Source organism: Serratia myotis, assembly GCF_027474885.1.
GTDB classification, from domain to species: domain Bacteria; phylum Pseudomonadota; class Gammaproteobacteria; order Enterobacterales; family Enterobacteriaceae; genus Serratia; species Serratia proteamaculans.
On sequence record NZ_CP099707.1, the window covers coordinates 2111282 to 2133243 of the forward strand.

Genomic DNA, 21962 nt, shown 5'->3' on the forward strand with positions numbered 1-21962 from the left:
AGGTAAGCGGATGATTTAGCAATGATGACACCCCCTAAGGCAGAAAAACGTCCTTATCCCATCACGACCCATGGCGACACGCGTGTAGATGACTATTATTGGCTGCGCGACGACGAGCGCGCAGACCCCCAGGTGCTGGACTATCTGCAGGCGGAAAACGCCTTTACCGATGCGGCATTGAAACCGCAGCAGGCGTTACGTGAAACCCTGTACGAAGAGATGGTGGCGCGCATTCCTCAGCAGGAGCATTCGGTGCCTTATGTCCGGAACGGCTACCGCTATCAGACGCGCTTCGAACCGGGTAATGAATACGCGATTTACGTCCGTCAGCCCCAGGCCGAGAGCGAGCATTGGGACACCCTGATTGACGGTAACCAACGTGCCGAGCAGCGTGAGTTTTATACTCTGGGCGGGTTGGAAGTCAGCCCCGATAACCAAAAGCTGGCGGTTGCGGAAGATTTCCTTTCCCGTCGTCAATACGACATTCGTTTCAAAAACCTAAGCGACGATAGCTGGACCGACGAAGTGCTGGAAAACACCTCCGGCAGCTTTGAATGGGCCAACGATTCGGCCACCGTGTATTACGTACGCAAACACGCCAAAACGCTGTTGCCTTATCAGGTTTACCGCCACGTGGTGGGTACCGATCCACAACTCGATGAGCTGATCTACGAAGAGCAGGACGACACCTTCTACGTCGGGCTGGAAAAGACCACCTCCGATCGTTTTATTCTGATCCACCTGAGCAGCACCACTACCTCGGAAATCCTGCTGCTGGACGCCGATCGCGCCGACAGCACGCCGCAGATGTTTGTGCCGCGCCGTAAGGATCATGAGTACGGTATCGATCACTATCACCAGCATTTCTATATCCGCTCCAACAAGGACGGCAAGAATTTCGGCCTGTATCAAAGCGAGCAGGCGGATGAAGCGCAGTGGCAGACGCTGATTGCCCCGCGCATCGAAGTGATGCTGGAGGGCTTTAGCCTGTTCCGCGATTGGCTGGTGGTGGAAGAGCGTAGCGAAGGCCTGACCCAACTGCGACAGATCCACTGGCAGAGTGGCGAAGTGAAGCGCATTGCCTTCGACGATCCGACCTACACCACCTGGCTGGCGTACAATCCGGAGCCGGAAACCGGGCTGCTGCGCTATGGCTACTCATCGATGACTACGCCGACCACGCTGTATGAGCTAAATCTCGACAGCGACGAACGCGTGATGCTCAAGCAGCAGGAAGTGAAAAACTTCACCCCGGAAAATTACCGCAGCGAGCGGGTATGGGTGAAGGCGCGTGATGGTGTTGAGGTCCCGGTTTCGTTGGTCTACCGCCACGATAGCTTCGCGCGCGGCACTAACCCGCTGATGGTGTACGGCTACGGCTCTTACGGCAGCAGCATGGATCCGGCCTTCAGCGCCAGCCGCTTAAGCCTGTTGGATCGCGGTTTTGTGTTTGTGCTGGCACACATTCGCGGCGGCGGTGAGCTGGGGCAACTGTGGTACGAAGACGGCAAACTGTTTAAAAAGCAAAATACCTTCAACGATTTCATCGATGTGACCGAAGCGTTAATCGCCCAGGGCTACGGTGATGCCAAACGGGTGTTCGCCATGGGTGGCAGCGCCGGCGGCTTGCTGATGGGGGCTGTGATTAATCAGGCGCCTGAGTTGTTCAACGGCATTGTGGCGCAGGTGCCGTTTGTCGACGTGGTCACCACCATGCTCGACGAGTCTATTCCGCTGACCACCGGGGAATACGACGAATGGGGCAACCCGAACCAGCAGGCCTATTACGACTACATTTTGCAATACAGCCCGTACGATCAGGTCAAGGCGCAGGATTATCCGCATATGCTGGTCACCACCGGCCTGCATGACTCTCAGGTGCAGTATTGGGAACCCGCCAAGTGGGTGGCCAAGCTGCGTGAGCTGAAGACCGACGATCGCCAACTGCTGCTGTATACCGATATGGATTCCGGCCACGGCGGCAAGTCCGGGCGTTTCAAAGCCTATGAGGACATCGCGCTGGAGTACGCCTTTATTCTGGCGCTGGCGGAGTAACCTTCAGGCGGGCGGCTGGCGCTGCCCGCTTTTTTGTGCACAGAAAACCCCCAGCTAGGCTGGGGGTTCAGTAAAGCTTTCAGCTTTGAGCCAGTTATAAAAACCCCTTTTGATTTGTTAAAACAGTTTGCGGTCTGGCAACTGCAAATGTTCAACAAGAAATCAAAAGGGGGTCCCAATGAGGGACGAAAAGAGCTTAGCGCACACCCGATGGAACTGTAAATATCACATAGTTTTTGCGCCGAAGTACCGAAGAAAGGTGTTCTACGGGGAAAAACGCAAAGCGATTGGCAGTATTTTAAGAAAGCTGTGCGAATGGAAAAACGTGAATATTCTGGAAGCGGAATGCTGTGCGGATCACATTCATATGCTTCTGGAAATCCCGCCGAAGATGAGTGTATCGGGGTTTATGGGGTACCTGAAGGGAAAGAGCAGCCTGATGCTTTATGAGCAGTTTGGGGATTTGAAGTTCAAATACCGTAACAGGGAGTTTTGGTGCCGAGGGTATTACGTTGATACGGTAGGGAAAAACACGGCCAGGATACAAGAATACATAAAGCACCAACTGGAAGAGGATAAAATGGGTGAGCAACTCTCGATCCCGTATCCAGGTAGCCCGTTTACGGGCCGTAAGTAATCCATAGATGCAAATGTCAGATTGCTATGCGCCTGTTAGGGCGCGGCTGGTAACAGAGCCTTATAGGCGCATATGAAAAACCTCCGGCTATGCCGGAGGATATTTATTCAACCGATCAAATAGTATTTCAGCGTGTGCTTCATGTCCGGGCTGAGGTCCTCGATGGATTTCAGCATCCAGCGTAAATAGCCAGGGTCTTCCTGCGCGACGCGATCAATTTCCTGCCCACGATACTTGCCGAACTTAAACTTCTTCAGCAGCACCGGCTGGTCGGTGATTTGCGCCATCTGTTCCGGCGTCCAGCCTGAATCCTTGATGATGCGTTGTAACAGCGCAGCGGTCACGTAGCAGTCATATAACGCCCGGTGCGGATACAGCGTGGTGTCCTGTGGCAGTTGCACATCGAGATTCAGCGCATAGCGCAGGTATTGGTTGCCGTATTTGATGTCCGGGTACAGGTTACGCGCCAGTTTCATGGTGCATATCCAGGCACCGCGCATTTCCGGCAGCACACCGCGATCGAAAGCCGCATTGTGCGCAACATAATAGGGACTGCCCTGATAGCGGCCGATCGCCACCGCGATGCGCGGTTTCCCTTCAACCATCTGCTCGGTGATGTGGTGAATGGCCATGGCCTCAATGCCAATGGGGCGGTCGGGGCTGACCAGGTCGCTCATCGGGTTGGTGATTTGTCCGTCGATCAGATCAACAGAAGCCACTTCTACCACGCCGCCTTCCAGTCCGCAGGTTTCAGTGTCTATTACGCGTAAATTCATGGTTTCCTCAGAGTGGCTGCACAGGTTTAGCTTAACCGGCAGCCGTGCTCCTGCCAACCGTTGAAAGGGACCAAGGTATTGCAGGCAACAAAAAACCCGCCTTGGCGGGTTTAATTACGGTTAGAAGTTCGCTTACTCGCCGGTCGACTGGCCTTTCTTCGCGCGTTTGCCTGCACGTTTTTCTGCAGGGGTTTTCAACGGCTTCTTCTTCGCATTTTTTTTGCTATCCATTCCCTTACTCATGATGGCCTCTCAGTTACCTATGGTTGGGTGGGTTGCTCAGCCATTAACCCCCTTACGCCTGTTGGATGCAAGCATGAAAGCCGGTGGTTTTGTTAATTGATTGTTTATAGGCAGAATTTTGTTTTCGTATGAATGGCTGCTTAAATATTATGATATGTTATAATATAACAATTGAATGATAACCGGAGAGCACAATGAAGGTTGTGACCTTATTAAACCAACAGCAGCTCCTGGCCATGCCGGAGTCTGAATACATGAACCCGGCTCAGCAGGCGTTTTTCCGCCAGCGCTTGCTTGATGAGCAACAGAAACTGTTGCAGCACATTGAGGCGCTGAAACGGGATATCGACGGCGGCGAAGTGTCCGGTGATGAAGCGGACAAAGCGGCCCGCGAAGAGGACCTGCGATTGCTGTTCCGTCAGTTGGATCGTGAAAGCCGGTTGCTGCCGAAAATCAGCGCGGCCTTGACCCGATTATATAACGGCGAATACGGCTATTGCCGGGAAAGCGGGGAACCTATCGGCCTGGCGCGTCTGTTGCTGCGGCCGACGGCGGAGCTAAGCATTGAAGCGAAAACTGCCCAGGAAATGCGCGAACCGCATCTGCGTAAACGGGGCTAAGATCACGGCTGGCCACCCATAACCAGCCGGCATTTTGCTGGCTGGTCGTATTCATTTTAAGCAAACGCACCCTAACTTGTTGGGGAGTGTAGGAGTTTTCAGGATTTACCGTTGACCAAATGGGCCGCTTCGGCTTTGATGAGGGTATGACCCACAGAGAGACGGAAGCGCCATGGAACAATTACGAGGTTTGTACCCGCCGTTAGCAGCATATGACAGCGGTTGGCTGGACACTGGAGATGGCCACCGGATCTACTGGGAGCTGAGCGGCAACCCGAACGGTAAGCCGGCGGTCTTCATTCACGGCGGGCCAGGCGGCGGTATTTCCCCTTATCACCGCCAACTGTTCGATCCGCAGCGCTATAAGGTGTTGCTGTTTGATCAGCGCGGCTGTGGTCGCTCCAAACCGCACGCCAGCCTGGACAACAATACCACCTGGCATCTGGTACAGGATATTGAACGGCTACGCGAAATGGCCGGTGTCGACCAATGGCTGGTGTTTGGTGGTTCCTGGGGCTCGACGTTAGCGTTGGCCTATGCGCAAACCCATCCGCAGCACGTCAGCGAAATGGTGCTGCGTGGCATCTTCACACTGCGTAAGCAGGAGTTGCATTGGTACTATCAGGACGGCGCTTCACGCTTCTTCCCGGAGAAATGGGAGCGCGTATTGTCGATTCTGTCAGAAGAAGAGCGAAAGGACGTGATTGCGTCTTATCGCCAGCGCCTGACCTCAACGGATCTGCAGGTGCAGCTTGAAGCGGCAAAGCTGTGGAGCGTGTGGGAAGGGGAGACGGTGACCTTGCTGCCAAGCAGCGAGTCGGCTTCTTTTGGTGAGGATGACTTTGCGCTAGCTTTCGCCCGCATTGAAAACCACTACTTCACCCATCTGGGCTTCCTGGACAGCGATGACCAGTTACTGCGCAATGTCCCATTGATCCGCCATATTCCTGCGGTGATTATCCATGGCCGTTACGATATGGCTTGCCAGGTGCAAAACGCCTGGGATCTGGCGAAGGCCTGGCCGGAGGCAGAGCTGCATATTGTCGAGGGAGCAGGGCACTCCTTTGACGAACCGGGGATCCTGCATCAGTTGATGCTGGCCACCGACAGGTTTGCTGCCAAATGACACTGAGCCCGCCATGACGGCGGGTTTTTTTGTGCACAGAAAACCCCCAGCTAGGCTGGGGGTTCAGTAAAGCTTTCAGCTTTGAGCCAGTTATAAAAACCCCTTTTGATTTGTTAAAACAGTTTGCGGTCTGGCAACTGCAAATGTTCAACAAGAAATCAAAAGGGGGTCCCAATGAGGGACGAAAAGAGCTTAGCGCACACCCGATGGAACTGTAAATATCACATAGTTTTTGCGCCGAAGTACCGAAGAAAGGTGTTCTACGGGGAAAAACGCAAAGCGATTGGCAGTATTTTAAGAAAGCTGTGCGAATGGAAAAACGTGAATATTCTGGAAGCGGAATGCTGTGCGGATCACATTCATATGCTTCTGGAAATCCCGCCGAAGATGAGTGTATCGGGGTTTATGGGGTACCTGAAGGGAAAGAGCAGCCTGATGCTTTATGAGCAGTTTGGGGATTTGAAGTTCAAATACCGTAACAGGGAGTTTTGGTGCCGAGGGTATTACGTTGATACGGTAGGGAAAAACACGGCCAGGATACAAGAATACATAAAGCACCAACTGGAAGAGGATAAAATGGGTGAGCAACTCTCGATCCCGTATCCAGGTAGCCCGTTTACGGGCCGTAAGTAATCCATAGATGCAAATGTCAGATTGCTATGCGCCTGTTAGGGCGCGGCTGGTAACAGAGCCTTATAGGCGCATATGAAAAACCTCCGGCTATGCCGGAGGATATTTATTATTTGGACTTCGGCTCGTACGGCAGACGCGAATACTTGTGCGATTCGGCACGGTAATGCGCCACGCGTTCGCGGAAATAATCACGCAGGTGCGCCGGTTGTTCGCGCTCAACCATTTCTGGGATCACCGGCATGTTGTAGCGTTCTTTAAACGCCACGCCGGAAGCCGCGAGATCAACGTTCACTTTGTCCATCTCTTCTTTGGAAAGCTCTGCCAGATTGTAACCCACCGTATTCTCCTTACTGTTACCGCATTGGATCAGCGCAGAAGGTAATGCACCCGGCGGCACTTGGCAAGCCTGAAGCGCAAAGGGGGCGGTGCATCAGTAATAACCCACTGTGGGTGAGGTTATTTATTACTCCAATAGCAATGCAATTTATTTATTATTTTAAATAAGAATGATTCGCCTTTTGATTAAATATACAGATGTAAATGGTTATCATAATAATTTAAATGAATAATTAATGTTTTTATAACTCATTGATTTTTAATTTATTTAAAATTAAATCGATAATGATGTGAATCAAGTGTGTTTATTTTGTTTTCACCAAGGCATAATGCGGAAAATTAAATTGATACCTGCAAAATAAAAGGAATAATTATGCTGACGCCAGAAATGACCAAAAAGCTGAATGAGCAACTGAACCTGGAGTTTTACTCCGCCAACCTGTATCTGCAAATGAGCGCGTGGTGCAGCGATAAAGGCTTTGAAGGTGCAGCTTCATTTCTTAAAGAGCATTCTCAGGAAGAGATGCAACATATGCAACGCCTGTTCGAATACCTGAGCGATACCGGTTCTCTGCCACTGTTGGGCAGCATCGCTGCACCACCGGTTGAGTTTGCCTCCCTGGCAGACGTGTTCCAGCAGACTTACGAACATGAACAACTGATTACCCGTCAGATCAACGAATTGGCACACGCGGCAATGACTGCCCACGATTACTCTACCTTCAACTTCCTGCAGTGGTATGTTGCCGAGCAGCACGAAGAAGAGAAGCTGTTCAAATCCGTGCTGGATAAACTGGCACTGGTGGGGACCAGCGGCAATGCACTGTTCTTCATTGATAAAGATCTGAAGAAAATGGGTGCGGTCGGCGAAAGCGCTAACGGTCAGGTTTAATCGCTTTTGTTAAAACCGCGTGTCGGCTTTGCCCGGTGCGCGGTTTTTTTATGCCCTGAGTTTATCGCGGTTATGCAGCGATATGTGCTACTGGATCGCAAAATGCCAGCGTTCTGCTCGACTTGCATAATGACACTCGTTATCATTTGACCCGATACGCTACAGGGATGGTAGAGAGTTAAAACAGTGGGTTACTCGCTAATCACTTCTTCTGTTTACCCGTGGCGCAATCATCTGCGGTGGGGTGGGCTGCTGATACATCGCCAAGGCGGTTAGCCTTACCCCTTATCACCCTCGATTATTGCTTTAAGGGATATCACTGTGATCGGTAAAATTCGTTCTTCTTATCGCCTGCTTTCCACTATTTTCGTGCTGTTTGTCGGCTTGTCTTCACAGCAGGCACTAGCGCATGCTCATTTGAAAGTTGAAACGCCGGCGGCAGATGCCAGCGTGAGTCCGGCACCGAAAGTGCTGACGCTCAACTTCTCCGAAGGTATCGAGCCTAACTTTAGCGGCATTAAAATCACTGGCCCGGACAACGCCGAAGTGAAAACCGGCAAGTTGCAGCTTGATGCGAACAACAACACCCAGGTCAATCTGCCTATCGAAGGCGATCTGGCGGCCGGCAAATATAACGTCAACTGGCATGTAGTTTCGGTCGACGGTCATAAAACCAAAGGCCAGTACAGCTTCACCGTAAACTAACCCATGAGTCTGGCGACCCTGTTTGTCCTGTGTCGCTTTGTGCACTTTGCGGCGGTGATGCTGATGTTTGGCTCCAGCCTGTTCACCGCCTTATTGTCGCCGCAGCGCCTTTCCCCGTATCTCACCCGTGACGTGCGTCCTTTGCTGGTCTCCTGCACCTGGCTTGCCGGGCTTTCTGCCGTGGCGTTGCTGGCTATTCAGGCCGGACAGATGGGTGATGGCTGGGCTGACACCTGGCGGTTGGACGTATGGTGGGCAGTGCTGGGCACCACCTTTGGTGAAGTCTGGCGTTGGCACCTGGGCATTTCATTACTGGCACTGCTGAGCCTGTGGCTGGCAGATCCTCGCCGCACGCAGCTTTTGGCGCTGCTTTCCACACTGTTGCTGGTCAGCATGGCGTTTATTGGTCATGCGGCGATGCATGAAGGGACGCTGGGCGTGCTGCACCGTGTTAACCACGCGCTGCACCTGCTGGCCGCTGGTTACTGGTTTGGCAGTCTGCTGCCGTTGCTGGTTTGCCTGCGCTACCTGGCTCAACCGCAAAGCCGCAGCGATGCAGTGACTACATTGATACGCTTCTCGCGTTGGGGCCACCTGGCGGTAGCGCTGGTGGTGTTGACCGGCGTGATTAACAGTTTGATTATTCTGGGCAGTTGGCCGCTGGATGTAGATTCTCCTTACCAGCGCCTGCTGTTGTTCAAAACCGCGCTGGTGGCGCTGATGGTGATGGTCGCATTGGCTAATCGTTACGCCATCGTCCCGGCGATGAGCAGTATGCCGCAACTGGCACAGCGAGGATTGGTGCTGGCCTGCTGGATTGAAGTGGGGCTGGGCGCGGGCGTGCTGCTGTTGGTCAGTTTATTTGCAACCTATGCGCCGGTGTAACATTGCGGCTTGCCGGATGCCCCTAAACTGCGGGAAAATTGGATCAAATAGCAACCTTAAGGCCATAACATGAAATCGGTATTACTTGGCATGACGCTGCTGGCAATCGCGACCGGTGCGCTGGCGGCAGATCAACTGGTGAACATCACCAAGCTGGAATACGGCAAACAATGGGCGTTCACCAAAGAAGAGGTGACGTTGCAGTGCCGCAGTGGCGGCGCGCTGTTCGTACTCAACAACAGCACACTGATGCAATACCCACTCAATGCTGCCGCAGACGCGCAGGTGAAAGCAGGGCAGCAACGCGCTCAGCCGCTGGACGTGATCCTGCTGGATGACGCCGCCAATCCAGGTCATAAAATGAGTGTTGAGCCGTACCGTGAGCGTGCCGAGAAGCTGTGCGCCAACTAATCGCTTATCCGACAATGGCTTAGTTTGGGGTTAACCAGTGATGAAAAAACATGCGAAATTAATTTCTTCATGAAACTATCACTGGCCGTGTGGCTGGCTGGCAAAAATAGCGCGGTAAGCTACTCTTAAAGTGCACGGCTGAACAAGCCTTGCACAAAATGCCAACTTTTAGCGCACGGCTCTCTCCCAAGAGCCATTTCCCTAGACCGAATATAGGAATCGTATTCGGTCTTTTTTTAACCTATTGTTTTATATGGTTATTTTTAGGAAAAATCGAATTTTACTCGAATTTTACTCGAAATTTGATATTCGGTCTTTTACAGCATCACGCACTTTTTACTCTCATCTTTCCTTATTCGACTTGCAGGCAATCATTCACAGCTTGATTAAATCGGAACTGAGTCCAATCCTCAGCCCGGTGACTAATGTCAGATCCATTGCCAATCCGAACCAATCCAGCATTGCGACTGCAGTTTCACGATTGCAGCCATTGTCCCCATTTCAGCCGCTCACGCCTCACCACCACTTTTGCCGCGTGTGTCGGTGCAACAAGGCTGTTATCGATTTGGTGATGACAATATGCTAAGACGTGACTATTCCCGCTGACGTGACCGACGTGACCGACGTGACCGACGTGAGCGTAATTATTGCGACTTTAGTCCTGTATGTTGAGGCGGTAGCATAAACGATTCAAATTGGTTTTGTAGATCAATTATCGCCAAACAATCGTTTGGTGGGCTTTATTTTAAGTACGTCAATCATGGAGTAATTCTGGCTGAGATATAGGTAAGGTGCGGCACGATGTTTTGGGGTGATTGGTCAATTTAATGTGAGGAATATATATCTATTATGTGGCTGGGACTTTCTCTAATCGAACCGAGAAATTTTATAATTATCTGAAAAAATACGTATAGCGAAGGTACTAGATGGATTTTTCAACGCTAAACTCACATTTACGTATTGTTTTTATTTTATGTAAATATGGCATTTAAATGGATCGTGTTTGTGATTTTATAATTTGTTGATTTTATAGGTTAAGAATAAGTTCTCTCGGTTTTTTATATTCGGTATTTTAAAGAGTTACGTGCGCTTTTCCAGCAGCTTTATTGCTAAATCGGTCCTTTTACCATTTACGAACAATGGCCAAACTAAGTTTTTGTTCGCTTGAGGAAACGGTGAGTTTTCCTCAAGCTGTAGACAAAAAGTAATTAAGTTAATGGTCAATATAAAGATATATCTATATGTTTTTTTCGGTATTTTTATTGAATAATAAAATTATCGACTATTTAGTTTCGGAATTTCACACATAATACCTATCTTCACTACTCGTTGAAGTGCGCGTTAAATTCATGTGTTTTCAAACTTTAATGTCCAATGGGTTGCGTTCTATTGGGGGGGAGCTATATGTATATGTTACATATCAAGTGGTTTTCATTGCTTCGATATTATTTGCATTTGATTAATTAAATAGTTAATGATTGCTTCATGATAATAATTGGAGATGAAAGTTATGAAGGCTTTACAACTACACCAGTTGGCTGCTGCATTACAGTTTTCTATTTTAGGCGAGGATGCAAGGTTTTTTGATTTGGGGTGGGTTGCGCATGAGTTTAAAACCCAGACCTTATCTAGTGAAGGTTTTATAAAAAGAGTTTTAAATTCAGATGCAGGAAAGTCACTTTATGAAGATAAAACTACCGAAGAAATTTTAACTAGTGTGTATAAAAATATATATGGTGTATTACCTGAGGATGAGAGTCTTGAGTGTTATACTAATGTTAAAAATAATACAGGGCCAGTAAATGTAATTGAATATAAATTGAATTTATTATTTGATGACTTATTTAATTATAAAGAGTTTAACTCACAACAGTTGGATAAACAAAGTGAATTTATAAAGTTAGTTGATGCGACATATAAAACATCTGAGGCTGTTAATTTTTCATTGAGTAATCAGGAGTTGGTTGCAACGGCATATCTTGCTATCTTAGGTCGAGGGATCGATGCTCAAGGGTTTAACACCTATATTAGTAGTTTGGAGAGTGGGAAACATAGTATTGATTATATTGTAAATGATATTATTATTTCTAAGGAGGCCGGTGATACAGTAGGTAATCTATATGGAAATGATTTTATAAACTATATCTTAAATAGATTAATTGACAGAGATGCCACTCAAAAAGAATTGGCTCTGCTGGGTATGAACAGCCGAACGTCTACCTTAATAAAAACGGTAGATTACATGATGACTTCGAATGGTATTACAGAGGGTGAAAAAGGGATAATAATAAAAAACGTTGGTGAGAGTCTTGTTTTTGATAAAAGTGTAGCTGCTGAATTACTGAGCGACGGCTCTTTGTTGACATCCGCAAATACGGGTAAGCCACATATATTATCGGCAGTTGAAATTACTGGATTAGTTAATTTGACTATTAATTCTGATTATGCCATGAGAGTAGACCTGACCCAAGCAGGTAAGTTGGCTACAGTCAAGATAGTAGGTAATCAAGGTTTGAATTTAATTTTTGATCCTGCAATATCTCCTCTGGTAATTGATAGTGATGACTGTTTTGTAGGGACTAATGGTAATGATATTAAAGTGCTTACTGATGTGACAGAGATAACCCAAGGGAGATTTTATTTAAATGGAGGTAATGATAGTCTTTTATGGTATGGGCCGGTAGATAACCTTCATCACCCTTCATCATTCATCTTTGCTGATGGTGGTGATGGCGTAGATATAGTATCAGCAAATTTCTTTATAAAACCGCCAAGCTCTGGTAACCCAACGCCTAAAAGTCCAAATTTTGATAATTTTAAAAATTTCGAAAAATTAGACCTTGGTGGCTATTCTGGTTTGTTTGAATTCTACTGGACATCAATTGAAAAAGGTTTTTCTTTATCTAAAAAAGCGGACGATGTAATAGTTGATAAAATAAATAAAGAAACGGCCCTTAACCTTGAAATTTCACATGATGCCACATCTCAAAGTAAAATTGAGTTTATTATAGATGGTGTTGCAAAAGACAATTATGGAAGAAAAGCCAACTTCGATATTATCTTTAATAGTAAAGATCATAACAATATAGATGGCGGAACGATAAAAATATCTACAACACCCAATCCAATTGAATATAAATTATTAAGCTCGGTAACAATAAAGTCATATGGGGAGGTCGGCTTTACTAATATATTAAAAATAGAGGACTCCGGGATTTCTGTAGGCAACGCCGGTATGGATGCGGAAATAGTTATAACAGGAAGCAATAGATTGGATTTAACTATCTCTAATCTTACTCTTGCAAGCAATGGATTCGCTAAAACAATAGATGCTTCTGGAAATTCAGGTGGACTTTCCTTGACGTCTGACTATCAGGTTACACTTTATGAAGCGTTACAATTACGTTGGCTGGCTGATAATATTAAAGATTCCAATGGAAGAAGTGTGAATGATTATATAATTGATGGTCATTACACACCACAACCATTGATGGTCATCGGAACCAATAGTGATGATATATTTGATGTTGCGAGCGGGAGTATGATTACTGGCGGTGGTGGTAGTGATTTAATAAAGATTAACGCTGCTAGCCATGGCTATATTCGAATTACTGATTTTGATTTAACTAAAGACGCAGTGCAGTTTGGTGATGATTTTAAATTATCAATGGGTGGTGGTTTAAGCATTTCTGATTATGGCGTTCATACTTTTGATGAAATCGGGTCCTCGTGGATTGAAGTTTTCATGAATAATGACTTTTCAAATGACAGTATTGTCAGTGATATATTTTCATTGGCTGGGCCATTAGCTGAAATTGGCGTATTATCATTAATGGATCAGGATGGAGTAATCAAGTCATTTGTCATTAATGATAAAAATAACGATCATAAATTCGATACTAATGATGGCTATATTATGTTGGATAACCAAAATCATCAAGAATTGATTGGTGGTTTGAAGTATTCTCCGGTTGTGGAATTAAATGGTGTTAATGTGGAATATGCCTGAGTTTTGTCTCGGTATTATACTCATCACTTTTTTATTAGACAGGTAAGTGTTTTTTATCCTAATTTAAAGAAGATTTAATATGGAGTTAGTGTCTTGATTATATTTACAACCCTACTACTGTTAGTAGGGTTGTAGTTTTCAGGATTTAATGCGGGACGCTGTTTCAGCGGCTTGCCGGGCCGGCCTGGAAAGAGTAAGTGGCAAACAGCGCGGTTACTGCCTGTTGGATCTGGGCCTGGCTGGCCGCTTTACCATCCGAACTCAGCGTGTTGCTGGCGGTTCCGCGCCAGACCAGCTGTTTCTTCTTGCTGTCCACCAAGTCTACCGTCAGGGTGCCTTCGGTATAGCTCCAAACGGTTTGATTATAGCCCCCCCAGCCAGCATAACCTCTGCGGCCGACCGGCACCGGAGCGTCGTTCACCTGCACCTTGTTTTGTTTCATCGCGCTGCTGTACACCAGCAGGTCAGGGGTTGCGCTGACTTTATACCCGCGTTGTTCCATCTGTTGTTTAATCGCCGATTGAATGTACTTGCCCGTCAGCGTCTGATATTGCCCGGCAGTTTCTGTGGCAAAACCGTAGGTATGGTATTGGGTGAAGTTGGCGCTGTGGTCATAATCGCTGGTCACCTGCGGCTGGCTGGCGCAGCCCGACAATAAAGCCATCGAACTCGCGATAAAAAGGCAAGGAAGTAAACGCATAGAAAACCCCTTTAGGATTATTGGTTTCATAAACTTAGACCCAGAAGTTGTGGTTAGCAAATGGTGAATTAACACCGAGTTTGCTTTGGCTTAAGGGAAAAATTAGCAATCAAATTATTGCTTGAGGTTTCAGTTAATATGCTGGTCTCCCGGCCTCCAGGTGATAATGCTGGCGGGTCACGGTGAGAGTAAAATTCCGCTACATGGAGTGTTCACCATGACCCACCAGCATTAGTCGGCGTTGAGTGTAAGGTAATGCCTGCCGTTATTTTTGTCTTAATGAGCCACCGGAACAAAGAAAAGCGGGTCTGATTTTGTGCTTTACTGTCACGATATCTTCCGCAGGCCGGTCCATTTTCCCCAAATTCGGAACACGCCGCTGGCCCCGATGGCCGTAGCTTTGTTACTATCAGCGCACCCAAAGACTCAATGGTGCATTACATTGAAAATCAAAGCGTTGTTATTTGTTGCCTTAGCCGGTTTGGCCGGCTGCAGCCAGGAGGGAGCGATCGTGAGCCAACCCGTGAGTAAAGACGGCGACCATACGGAAGTGTTGCTGGTGAACAGTGCGCTGGTGGATTGTATGGGCGTCGCCCCAATGAAATGCATGCAGGTACGTCACTCCGTGCAGGGGCAGTGGGAATTGTTTTACAGCCAAATTGAAGGCTTTAACTTCGAACCGGGCTACCGTTACCGCCTGAAGGTCAAGGTAACCGAGTTGGAAAACGTACCGGCCGACGCCTCTTCACTGCGCTATACGCTGGTTGAACAGTTGGAAAAGAAAAAAGTCTGATTGGTTTTTGTCGGGCCGGGCGCACAGTAGCCTGGCCTTGAAACCCACTCAAAGATCCTCGCGTTTCTCCCCATACCCCTGCCGCGGCAGCAAGATTTCACCGGTGTAACTGGTCTGTTCACTGCACTTGTTGCGATTCTGCAATGCACCCAGCTTAAGTATATTGAGAAAATCAGGTATATTGTCCTTCGGTTTTTAGCTACCAAGAAAAAATTACTATGATTATCAAACCTAAAATTCGTGGTTTTATCTGCACTACCGCTCACCCGGCAGGCTGTGAAGCCAATGTCCGTGAGCAAATTGCCTACGTTAAATCACGTGGCGAACTGAAAAACGGCCCGAAAAAAGTGCTGGTGATCGGTGCTTCCACCGGTTATGGCCTGGCATCACGCGTCAATGCTGCATTCGGCAGCGGTGCGGCCACCATCGGCGTATTTTTTGAAAAGCCGGGCAGCGAAGCCAAAACCGGTTCTGCCGGCTGGTACAACTCTGCTGGTTTTGACAAGGCAGCTAAAGAAGAAGGCCTGTACGCGAAAAGCGTTAACGGCGATGCATTCTCTAATGAATGCCGCCAAACGGTTATCGACCTGATCAAACAGGACCTGGGCCAGATCGACATGGTGGTTTACTCACTGGCTTCGCCGGTACGTAAAATGCCGGAAACCGGTGAAGTGGTGCGCTCTGCGCTGAAACCTATCGGCGAACCGTACAAATCCGTGGCACTCGATACCAATAAAGACGTGCTGGTTGAAGCCGTGGTTGAGCCGGCCAACGAGCAAGAAATTGCCGACACTGTCAAAGTGATGGGCGGCCAGGACTGGCAGCTGTGGATGGATGCACTGGAAGAAGCCGGCGTGCTGGCAGATAACGTGCAGGCAGTAGCTTACTCCTATATCGGTACCGACCTGACCTGGCCAATTTACTGGCACGGTACGTTGGGCAAAGCAAAAGAAGATCTGGATCGTGCGGCGCTGGCCATCGATCAGAAACTGAAAGCCAAAGGCGGCGCGGCTTACGTTGCCGTGCTGAAGTCGGTGGTGACTCAGGCTTCTTCTGCTATCCCGGTAATGCCGTTGTATATCTCTATCGTCTTCAAAATCATGAAGGCGCAGGGGATCCACGAAGGCTGCATCGAGCAAATCCAGCGTCTGTTCGCCACCAAGCTGTACAGTGGTACCGCACCGGATACCGATGAGAAGCACCGCCTGCGTCTGGACGACTGGGAACTGCGCGACGACGTGCAGAACACCTGCCGTGAAATCTGGGCACAGATCGACGACAGCAACATCAATGAACTGACCGATTACCAGGGCTATAAGGCCGAGTTCCTGCGCCTGTTCGGTTTTGGTCTGCAAGGTGTTGATTACGAAGCCGACCTCAGCGGCGAAGTTAAGTTTGATGTGGTTGAGTTAGTCTAAACCCATCGAGCATTGAGAGAAGGTCGGGAGCTATCCCGGCCTTTTTTAGTTCTGCATCCTGTTTATCTTAAGTTAAATTATTTCCCCCCTTATTGAAATATAATGCAGCCTGTCTCGACGTTATCCGCGACTGAATACGAGTTAATAAACTAAAAAAAGTATTTTTTTATTTACTGCCACTCATGATTAAGTCTATTTTAAAAGCGAATATACAACGGCGAAATAATAGTCTAATCAAGGGTGTTAGATCGTTAACTGACTAAATATATTATCCCCACCCATTATTAGTCTCAGTATTTTCTATTTAATTTGCGTTTAGTTTTCATCAATTAATCTGTCCGCTATTTGAGCGCCATTGATTAATCATCAAGGAAACTCTTGTTAATATAATGAGAGTGAGCCGCCGTATGGGCTTTAATGGAGTTTATGCTTTTGAAATTGTCTTCTGTAATGACGACAGCGCTAACTTTGCTGGCGTCTTCCTGTTGCTGTGCGTTTGTCGACAAGCATCCAACTCCTGCCCCCGTGGGGGAGGAGAACCCCGCCGTTGATTATCGGCAGCGGTTAAATGGCGTGTTGCAACATCTCTGGTATGTAGAGCAAATACGCTCGGAACAGGCGCAGCTCGCCGCTTTACGCGCTCAGCGCAAAGCACTGGAGTCCGCTATTCGCCAGCGGCAATGCGAGGTGGCCACAGCGTCATTGTCTGTCGATCAACGGGTAGCGGGTACACCATTGGATCCTCGGGTTAACTGAATTTTGGGAGTATATCGATGAAAAGGATCTTTCTCGCCTGCGTGGCGCAGTGCTATTGCTTCAGCGCTCTGGCATCGGTGGATTTTCAGTACCACGCAGAACCTCCACTGGATAATAAAGTCGCTGACAGCTATCAGCAAAAACGCAGTGGGCTAAAACATAAGATATGGAGCGCAGAAGCTTTGGCGCAGGCCAATGATGAGGCAATAGCGCAGGAACAACAGCGTGCCGCCGCCGACCTGGCAAACCGAAAACGCCATAACACCCAGTATGGTGAATACCGCTGCGGGAAAAACAAGCAACAGCATGGCAAGCCTTGTTACCCTTCGGGTGGGGCGATGGATTTCCCCACTTTTAAGCACCGTCACTAAATACCTTGCAGTAAAACCGGCATCTGCGCCAACAGCGCGTCGATTGCCGCCCGGGTCTTGGCCGGCAGATAGCGGGTGTGCGGCCAAACCGCATGGATCTCACTGGGTATCAGTTTAATGTGACCGAGTATCGGTACCAGTGCACCGTTGCGCAGATAGTGCGTTAACAGCCAATTAGGCAGCCAAACCAGGCCTGCACCGGCAACGGCGGCATCTGCCAGCGAATGCAGATCATCGACCCGCAGGCGGATATCGATGTTCAGATCACCGAAGTCGGGATCCGCCAGCAACTGACGCCAACCGATATCTTCGCCGGAACGGTGGTAAGCCACGCCACTGTGGCCATCAAGCGCTGCGATGTCTTCCGGGGTGCCGCGTGCGGCCAGGTAAGCCGGTGCGGCGCAAAGTGCAAGATATTGCTCTCCTAACCGGCGAGCGATAAGGCTCGCACTGTCTGCCAGCGGGCCAATACGTACCGCCAAATCGAAACCATCCTCAACCAAATCCGCGACCCGATCGTTAAGCCTGATGTCGATCCTCAGTTCAGGGTAGCTGTCGAGCAATCTCATCAGGATCGGCGTGATGCAGTGGCGGCCCAGCAGTTTTGGTGCGCTGACGCGTAAACACCCCTGCGGCTCCCGTCGTCCACTGTCGAGTTCGGCATCGGCGGCATCCAGTTCGCTTAATGCACGCAGACAGCGGTCGTAGTAAGCCTGGCCCTCAAGCGTCAGGTTCAGACCACGGGGATTACGATGAAATAACAATACCCCGAGACGTTGCTCCAGCCGGGCAATGCTTTTACCCACAGCCGAGCGGGTGAGGTGCAGGCGTTCAGCGGCCAGGGCAAAATTGCCTGCCTCAACCACCCGCACAAAGGTGGTAATGCCGGTGAGGCGATCGTTGATAGTCAAAATGGGTTCCTGTCAGGCTACACAGCCGGTCACTTAAGGCGCTCGTCAGCTTTTTTTAATCCTATTAGCATAGTGGATATCGGGCGCAGGGAATTATCCCGCGCTCAAGAGCCGTGGGAGAGAACATGAGCAGCGTATCTTTTATTACCACCGGGGATGGTTGCAAGATCGCCTACCGGTTTGATGGCAACACCGATAAGCCGGTATTGGTTTTATCCAATTCGATCGGCACCGCGTTGGCGATGTGGGATGACCAAATCACGGCGTTATCATCGCACTTTACCGTCTTGCGTTATGACAGTCGGGGGCACGGGGCCTCGGATGCCCCTTCGGGAGCCTATTCGATCGCGCGGTTAGGGCGCGACGTGCTTGAGTTACTGGATGCGTTACAGCTCGGCAGGGTGTTCTTTTGCGGCTTGTCATTAGGGGGCATGGTCGGGCAGTGGCTTGGCGTACACGCCTCTGAGAGGATAGAAAAGTTGATCCTGGCCAATACCTCTTCTTATTTGGGGCCGACGGAACAATGGGACAAGAGGATTGCCGAACTGCAACCACCGGTTGATATGCAGGGCGTTGCTGAGGGGTTTCTTGCTAACTGGTTTTCAGCGGATTACCGGCAACAGCACCCGGCGACGGTGGCCCGGTTCCGCGCAATGCTCCTGGCCACGCCGGCGCAAGGGCTGGCAGGATGTTTTGCCGCCGTGCGTGATTTGGATATGCGTCGAACTGTGGCATTGATTACCTCGTCCACGCTAGTCATCGCCGGGCGTGACGATACGGTGACGGCGTTGTCACATGGTGAGCTGCTGGCCCGAACCCTGCCAGGGGCAGAGCTACAGGTGTTGCCGGTGGTGCATCTGTCTAATGTGGAACGCCCGGATGATTTCGTGACCGCGTTACGTACTTTTCTGTTGGGAAATTGAGTCTAAAAAACCCATTGCCGGGGGCGATAGGTTTGTTGCTATTTAACCGCCCCTTTCTGCAACAGCGGCGGTACGTTCAGCGCCAGGAAATCCACCAGTGCGCGTACCGAAGGCAGCATGCCGCGACGGGTCGGGAAGACCGCGTGCATAATCAGCGGAGCGCAAGCCCATTGTGGCAATACGCGCACCAACTCACCCTGCATCAGCGCCTGATGGCAGGTGATATCCGGCAACAGCGCGATACCCAGGTGCTGAGAAAGCGCATTGCGCACGATCCCCCATTCGCTGCACATCAGCCGCGGGCGCACGCGCACCGCCCGTTTTTCCCCCTCGGGGCCTTCCAGATCCCAGGTTTGTTGTTCGCCAACGTCGACCAGGGTCAACAAATCATGGCTGCTCAATTGCTGCGGATCGGTTAAAGGGGGACGTTGCGCGAGATACTGCGGCGAAGCGACCAGGATACGCACGCTTTGGCCCAATTCACGGGCTATCATGCCTTCACTCATGTCTTTACGCTGGCGCAGACGCAGTGCCACATCAATCTTGTCGGTCACCGGGTCAAACCGGTTATCGTTCGCCAGCAGTTGCACCTGAATACCGGGATTTGCCGCCATAAAGGCCGGCAGGCAGGGTGAAAGCAGCACATCGGCGGCCACCTTGGGGCAGCTGACACGCACCAGCCCGGAGGGTTCAGCCCGGCTTTGGTCGATCAGTTCCTGGGCAATCTCGGCCTCGTTGATCGCTATCTGTGCATGACGCAACAGCAGTGAGCCGGTCTCCGTCAGCTTGACCCGACGGGTGGTGCGCTGGAACAGCAACACCCCAAGACGATTCTCCAGGGCCAGCACGCGGGCGCTCAGTTTGGATTTTGGGATATCCAGCGCTCGGCTGGCGGCGGAAAACCCACCGTACTGGGCGACCTGGGCAAAATAGTAGAGGTCGTTCAGGTCTTTCAATATGCCTTTCTGCATCCTTATTGTCCTTAATTTGAGAACAGTGAATCAGAGTATGGCATCTTTTTGCGCCCAATAACGCATCTTATACTGCCCCACATCGAAGCAATAGCATCAGTCTCAGTGGGAGAGTATATGGAAATTACAGCAGCAGTCAGTGAGGGCGCAGTAGGGGGATTTTCCCTTAAGCAGTTACAGCTTGGCGAGCCCCGCGCCGATGAGGTCCTGGTAAAACTGGTGGCTACCGGCCTGTGCCATACCGATATCGCAGCCCACAAAGGTATTATCCCTATGCCGGCACCGGTGGTACTTGGCCACGAAGGTGCCGGGGTGGTGGTGCGGGTGGGGGCCGGGGTCAGTAAGGTAGCGCCTGGCGATCATGTGGTGTTGTCGTTGGCCTCTTGTGGCTCCTGTGACAAGTGCAGCATTGGCATGCCGACCTATTGCCGCCAGCATGTGCCACTGAACTGGCTGGCCCAGCGTGCTGACGGCTCGGTCAGCCTGAGTGATGAGCATGGCGATGTGCACAGCCATTTCTTCGGTCAGTCCTCTTTTGCGCAATACGCGGTGGTCAATGCCAGCAGTATCGTGCCGATCGATAAAACCATCCCACTGGAGTACCTGGGGCCGTTGGCCTGCGGGCTGATGACCGGTGCGGGTGCCGTGATTAACACTTTACAAGCACAGGCGGGCTCCACGCTGGTGGTGTTTGGTCTGGGCGCTGTGGGCCTGGCGGCGGTGATGGCGGCCCGGGTGGTGGGTTGCGGTCAGATTGTGGCGGTGGATATCAAGGATAACCGTCTGGCGCTGGCCAAAGAGCTGGGTGCCACCACGGTGATCAACTCGAAAACGACGGACGTTGCTGAAGTGATTAACCAACTGACCGGTGGGCACGGTGCGGATTATAGCGTCGAAGCCGCCGGGCATGCGGGTGTGATGGCTGATGCGGTACGGGTGCTGGCGGAAAATGGCAAATGTGTGCTGACCGGCGTGGTGCCGCAGGGCGAGTCCTTGCCGCTCGACATCATGCATCTGATCCGCGGGCGGGCAGTGCAGGGTTCCATTATGGGCGATGCGGCGCCGGCGGTGTTTATTCCCATGATGGCACAGTTGTTCCAACAGGGGCGCTTCCCGATCGATCGCCTGATCCGTTTTTATGCCATGAATGACATTAACCAGGCGATGGCGGATTCACAATCCGGTGAAACCATTAAAGCCGTAATACGTATGTAATCCCTCACAAGGTAAATAACATGAAAAAACTCTTTTCAGCGGCCCTGCTGGGGCTGATGGGTGCGGCTGCATCCGTGCAGGCCAACGACCATATTATCGAAAAACAGGGGCTGTATTATCTGCAGCCGGGCTACGACGTTAACGACGTTGCCGAGTTTTACTGGCGCAGCCTGAACGGCTGGTCGGAGAAACCGGCCAACGTCGCCAAATATTTTACCCCGCAGGGGGTGTTTGAACTGCCTTATGCGCCAGTGGAGGACTTTAGCTTTTTCGCCACGGCTTCCAAGGGGCGTGAAAACATGACCCGTTACTTTACCGGTATGAGCGAATACCTTGGCGATCTGAAATATGCCGACTGGAAAGGCTGGAGAAAAGTGGTGACGGCGGAGCCCGGCGTGTTTGTGTTTGAATACACCAGCAGCGGTAAAATCAAACAAAGCGGTGGCGATTATAATCAGCAGTTTATTGCCATCGTGACTATCAACGATGGGCAGATTGCCAGCGCCCGCGAATATTGGAACCCGTATGTGGCGCTGCGTGATTTTGGTCTGATCCGTAAAACACAATAACGGCCCG

The 21962-nt window shown here is 50.1% G+C and carries 22 protein-coding genes; 17 read left to right on the forward strand and 5 right to left on the reverse strand.

Annotated features, from left to right (window positions below):
* Positions 1–21: 21 nt before the first annotated feature.
* Both NHG65_RS10060 and tnpA (NHG65_RS10065) read left to right on the forward strand, forming a co-directional pair.
* Complete coding sequence (locus NHG65_RS10060; RefSeq protein ID WP_499183255.1) at positions 22–2055, forward strand: S9 family peptidase; 2034 nt, start codon at positions 22–24, stop codon at positions 2053–2055.
* A gap of 178 nt (positions 2056–2233) precedes the next feature.
* Positions 2234–2692 (forward strand): IS200/IS605-like element IS1541C family transposase, encoded by a 459-nt coding sequence (gene tnpA, locus NHG65_RS10065; RefSeq protein ID WP_129935314.1) that lies wholly within the window; start codon positions 2234–2236, stop codon positions 2690–2692.
* Between the two features lie 107 nt (positions 2693–2799).
* Here the strand turns inward: tnpA (NHG65_RS10065) and exoX are convergent, their stop codons facing one another.
* The gene (gene exoX, locus NHG65_RS10070) at positions 2800–3468 is read right to left on the reverse strand and encodes an exodeoxyribonuclease X (RefSeq protein ID WP_261424394.1); all 669 of its coding nucleotides are present in this window, start codon (positions 3466–3468) and stop codon (positions 2800–2802) included.
* 437 nt (positions 3469–3905) lie between these two features.
* On the opposite strand from exoX, the gene NHG65_RS10075 reads away from it, so the two are divergent.
* From NHG65_RS10075 to tnpA (NHG65_RS10085), 3 genes are all read left to right on the forward strand, one after another.
* Complete coding sequence (locus NHG65_RS10075; protein ID WP_099062466.1) at positions 3906–4331, forward strand: TraR/DksA C4-type zinc finger protein; 426 nt, start codon at positions 3906–3908, stop codon at positions 4329–4331.
* A gap of 172 nt (positions 4332–4503) precedes the next feature.
* On the forward strand, positions 4504–5457 hold the full coding sequence (gene pip, locus NHG65_RS10080) for a prolyl aminopeptidase (protein ID WP_261284255.1): 954 nt from the start codon (positions 4504–4506) through the stop codon (positions 5455–5457).
* 174 nt (positions 5458–5631) lie between these two features.
* Positions 5632–6090, forward strand: a complete 459-nt coding sequence (tnpA, locus tag NHG65_RS10085) for an IS200/IS605-like element IS1541C family transposase (RefSeq protein WP_129935314.1) — start codon at positions 5632–5634, stop codon at positions 6088–6090.
* Between the two features lie 106 nt (positions 6091–6196).
* On the opposite strand, the gene NHG65_RS10090 is transcribed toward tnpA (NHG65_RS10085), so the two are convergent.
* Positions 6197–6427 carry a DNA polymerase III subunit theta gene (locus NHG65_RS10090; protein WP_085116270.1) on the reverse strand — a complete coding sequence of 77 codons (231 nt, stop codon included), beginning with the start codon at positions 6425–6427 and terminating at the stop codon, positions 6197–6199.
* A gap of 372 nt (positions 6428–6799) precedes the next feature.
* Between NHG65_RS10090 and ftnA the strand changes: the two genes are divergently transcribed.
* The 5 genes from ftnA to NHG65_RS10115 all read left to right on the forward strand — a co-directional run bounded on the left by ftnA (position 6800) and on the right by NHG65_RS10115 (position 13328).
* Positions 6800–7318 (forward strand): non-heme ferritin, encoded by a 519-nt coding sequence (ftnA, locus tag NHG65_RS10095; protein ID WP_129934944.1) that lies wholly within the window; start codon positions 6800–6802, stop codon positions 7316–7318.
* A 321-nt stretch (positions 7319–7639) separates the two neighbouring features.
* A complete protein-coding gene (gene yobA, locus NHG65_RS10100) occupies positions 7640–8023 on the forward strand; it encodes a CopC domain-containing protein YobA (RefSeq protein WP_037420313.1) in 384 nt (127 codons plus the stop codon).
* 3 nt (positions 8024–8026) lie between these two features.
* Positions 8027–8908 carry a copper homeostasis membrane protein CopD gene (gene copD / locus NHG65_RS10105; protein WP_219015926.1) on the forward strand — a complete coding sequence of 294 codons (882 nt, stop codon included), beginning with the start codon at positions 8027–8029 and terminating at the stop codon, positions 8906–8908.
* 69 nt (positions 8909–8977) lie between these two features.
* The gene (locus NHG65_RS10110; protein WP_219015927.1) at positions 8978–9319 is read left to right on the forward strand and encodes a YebY family protein; all 342 of its coding nucleotides are present in this window, start codon (positions 8978–8980) and stop codon (positions 9317–9319) included.
* Between the two features lie 1510 nt (positions 9320–10829).
* Positions 10830–13328 (forward strand): DUF4214 domain-containing protein, encoded by a 2499-nt coding sequence (locus tag NHG65_RS10115; protein WP_499183256.1) that lies wholly within the window; start codon positions 10830–10832, stop codon positions 13326–13328.
* 163 nt (positions 13329–13491) lie between these two features.
* Here the strand turns inward: NHG65_RS10115 and NHG65_RS10120 are convergent, their stop codons facing one another.
* On the reverse strand, positions 13492–14028 hold the full coding sequence (locus NHG65_RS10120; protein WP_499183257.1) for a DUF4136 domain-containing protein: 537 nt from the start codon (positions 14026–14028) through the stop codon (positions 13492–13494).
* Between the two features lie 442 nt (positions 14029–14470).
* Between NHG65_RS10120 and NHG65_RS10125 the strand changes: the two genes are divergently transcribed.
* The 4 genes from NHG65_RS10125 to NHG65_RS10140 all read left to right on the forward strand — a co-directional run bounded on the left by NHG65_RS10125 (position 14471) and on the right by NHG65_RS10140 (position 17366).
* Positions 14471–14821, forward strand: a complete 351-nt coding sequence (locus NHG65_RS10125; RefSeq protein ID WP_099062394.1) for a DUF4377 domain-containing protein — start codon at positions 14471–14473, stop codon at positions 14819–14821.
* A 218-nt stretch (positions 14822–15039) separates the two neighbouring features.
* Positions 15040–16239, forward strand: coding sequence for an enoyl-ACP reductase FabV (gene fabV, locus NHG65_RS10130; RefSeq protein WP_085116277.1), 1200 nt, complete (start codon positions 15040–15042; stop codon positions 16237–16239).
* Between the two features lie 426 nt (positions 16240–16665).
* Entirely contained in the window at positions 16666–16995 is a 330-nt protein-coding gene (locus NHG65_RS10135; RefSeq protein WP_499183258.1) for a hypothetical protein, read from the forward strand.
* Positions 16996–17012: 17 nt separating this feature from the next.
* On the forward strand, positions 17013–17366 hold the full coding sequence (locus NHG65_RS10140) for a hypothetical protein (protein ID WP_176979083.1): 354 nt from the start codon (positions 17013–17015) through the stop codon (positions 17364–17366).
* On the opposite strand, the gene NHG65_RS10145 is transcribed toward NHG65_RS10140, so the two are convergent.
* Positions 17363–18271, reverse strand: coding sequence for a LysR family transcriptional regulator (locus NHG65_RS10145; protein ID WP_099062542.1), 909 nt, complete (start codon positions 18269–18271; stop codon positions 17363–17365). The two genes, NHG65_RS10140 and NHG65_RS10145, sit on opposite strands and share 4 nt — an antisense overlap.
* 131 nt (positions 18272–18402) lie before the next feature.
* Here NHG65_RS10145 and pcaD point away from each other — a divergent pair, with 131 nt between their 5' ends.
* Entirely contained in the window at positions 18403–19200 is a 798-nt protein-coding gene (gene pcaD / locus NHG65_RS10150; RefSeq protein ID WP_499183259.1) for a 3-oxoadipate enol-lactonase, read from the forward strand.
* Between the two features lie 38 nt (positions 19201–19238).
* Here pcaD and NHG65_RS10155 read toward each other — a convergent pair whose 3' ends face one another.
* On the reverse strand, positions 19239–20171 hold the full coding sequence (locus NHG65_RS10155) for a LysR family transcriptional regulator (protein WP_099062391.1): 933 nt from the start codon (positions 20169–20171) through the stop codon (positions 19239–19241).
* A 117-nt stretch (positions 20172–20288) separates the two neighbouring features.
* Between NHG65_RS10155 and NHG65_RS10160 the strand changes: the two genes are divergently transcribed.
* Positions 20289–21386 (forward strand): NAD(P)-dependent alcohol dehydrogenase, encoded by a 1098-nt coding sequence (locus NHG65_RS10160; RefSeq protein WP_207977767.1) that lies wholly within the window; start codon positions 20289–20291, stop codon positions 21384–21386.
* 20 nt (positions 21387–21406) lie between these two features.
* Entirely contained in the window at positions 21407–21955 is a 549-nt protein-coding gene (locus NHG65_RS10165; protein ID WP_099062389.1) for a nuclear transport factor 2 family protein, read from the forward strand.
* Positions 21956–21962: the final 7 nt, after the last annotated feature.

Excerpts from the sequence above, each read along its gene's own strand:
- NHG65_RS10060 (WP_499183255.1), top strand. The coding sequence starts at position 22 with ATGATGACACCCCCTAAGGCAGAAAAACGTCCTTATCCCATCACGACC.
- NHG65_RS10110 (WP_219015927.1), top strand. The coding sequence starts at position 8,978 with ATGAAATCGGTATTACTTGGCATGACGCTGCTGGCAATCGCGACCGGT.
- NHG65_RS10075 (WP_099062466.1), top strand. The coding sequence starts at position 3,906 with ATGAAGGTTGTGACCTTATTAAACCAACAGCAGCTCCTGGCCATGCCG.
- tnpA (WP_129935314.1), top strand. The coding sequence starts at position 2,234 with ATGAGGGACGAAAAGAGCTTAGCGCACACCCGATGGAACTGTAAATAT.
- pip (WP_261284255.1), top strand. The coding sequence starts at position 4,504 with ATGGAACAATTACGAGGTTTGTACCCGCCGTTAGCAGCATATGACAGC.
- NHG65_RS10115 (WP_499183256.1), top strand. The coding sequence starts at position 10,830 with ATGAAGGCTTTACAACTACACCAGTTGGCTGCTGCATTACAGTTTTCT.
- fabV (WP_085116277.1), top strand. The coding sequence starts at position 15,040 with ATGATTATCAAACCTAAAATTCGTGGTTTTATCTGCACTACCGCTCAC.
- pcaD (WP_499183259.1), top strand. The coding sequence starts at position 18,403 with ATGAGCAGCGTATCTTTTATTACCACCGGGGATGGTTGCAAGATCGCC.
- NHG65_RS10140 (WP_176979083.1), top strand. The coding sequence starts at position 17,013 with ATGAAAAGGATCTTTCTCGCCTGCGTGGCGCAGTGCTATTGCTTCAGC.
- NHG65_RS10160 (WP_207977767.1), top strand. The coding sequence starts at position 20,289 with ATGGAAATTACAGCAGCAGTCAGTGAGGGCGCAGTAGGGGGATTTTCC.
- NHG65_RS10155 (WP_099062391.1), bottom strand. The coding sequence starts at position 20,171 with ATGCAGAAAGGCATATTGAAAGACCTGAACGACCTCTACTATTTTGCC.
- copD (WP_219015926.1), top strand. The coding sequence starts at position 8,027 with ATGAGTCTGGCGACCCTGTTTGTCCTGTGTCGCTTTGTGCACTTTGCG.
- ftnA (WP_129934944.1), top strand. The coding sequence starts at position 6,800 with ATGCTGACGCCAGAAATGACCAAAAAGCTGAATGAGCAACTGAACCTG.
- exoX (WP_261424394.1), bottom strand. The coding sequence starts at position 3,468 with ATGAATTTACGCGTAATAGACACTGAAACCTGCGGACTGGAAGGCGGC.
- NHG65_RS10120 (WP_499183257.1), bottom strand. The coding sequence starts at position 14,028 with ATGCGTTTACTTCCTTGCCTTTTTATCGCGAGTTCGATGGCTTTATTG.
- NHG65_RS10135 (WP_499183258.1), top strand. The coding sequence starts at position 16,666 with ATGCTTTTGAAATTGTCTTCTGTAATGACGACAGCGCTAACTTTGCTG.
- tnpA (WP_129935314.1), top strand. The coding sequence starts at position 5,632 with ATGAGGGACGAAAAGAGCTTAGCGCACACCCGATGGAACTGTAAATAT.
- NHG65_RS10165 (WP_099062389.1), top strand. The coding sequence starts at position 21,407 with ATGAAAAAACTCTTTTCAGCGGCCCTGCTGGGGCTGATGGGTGCGGCT.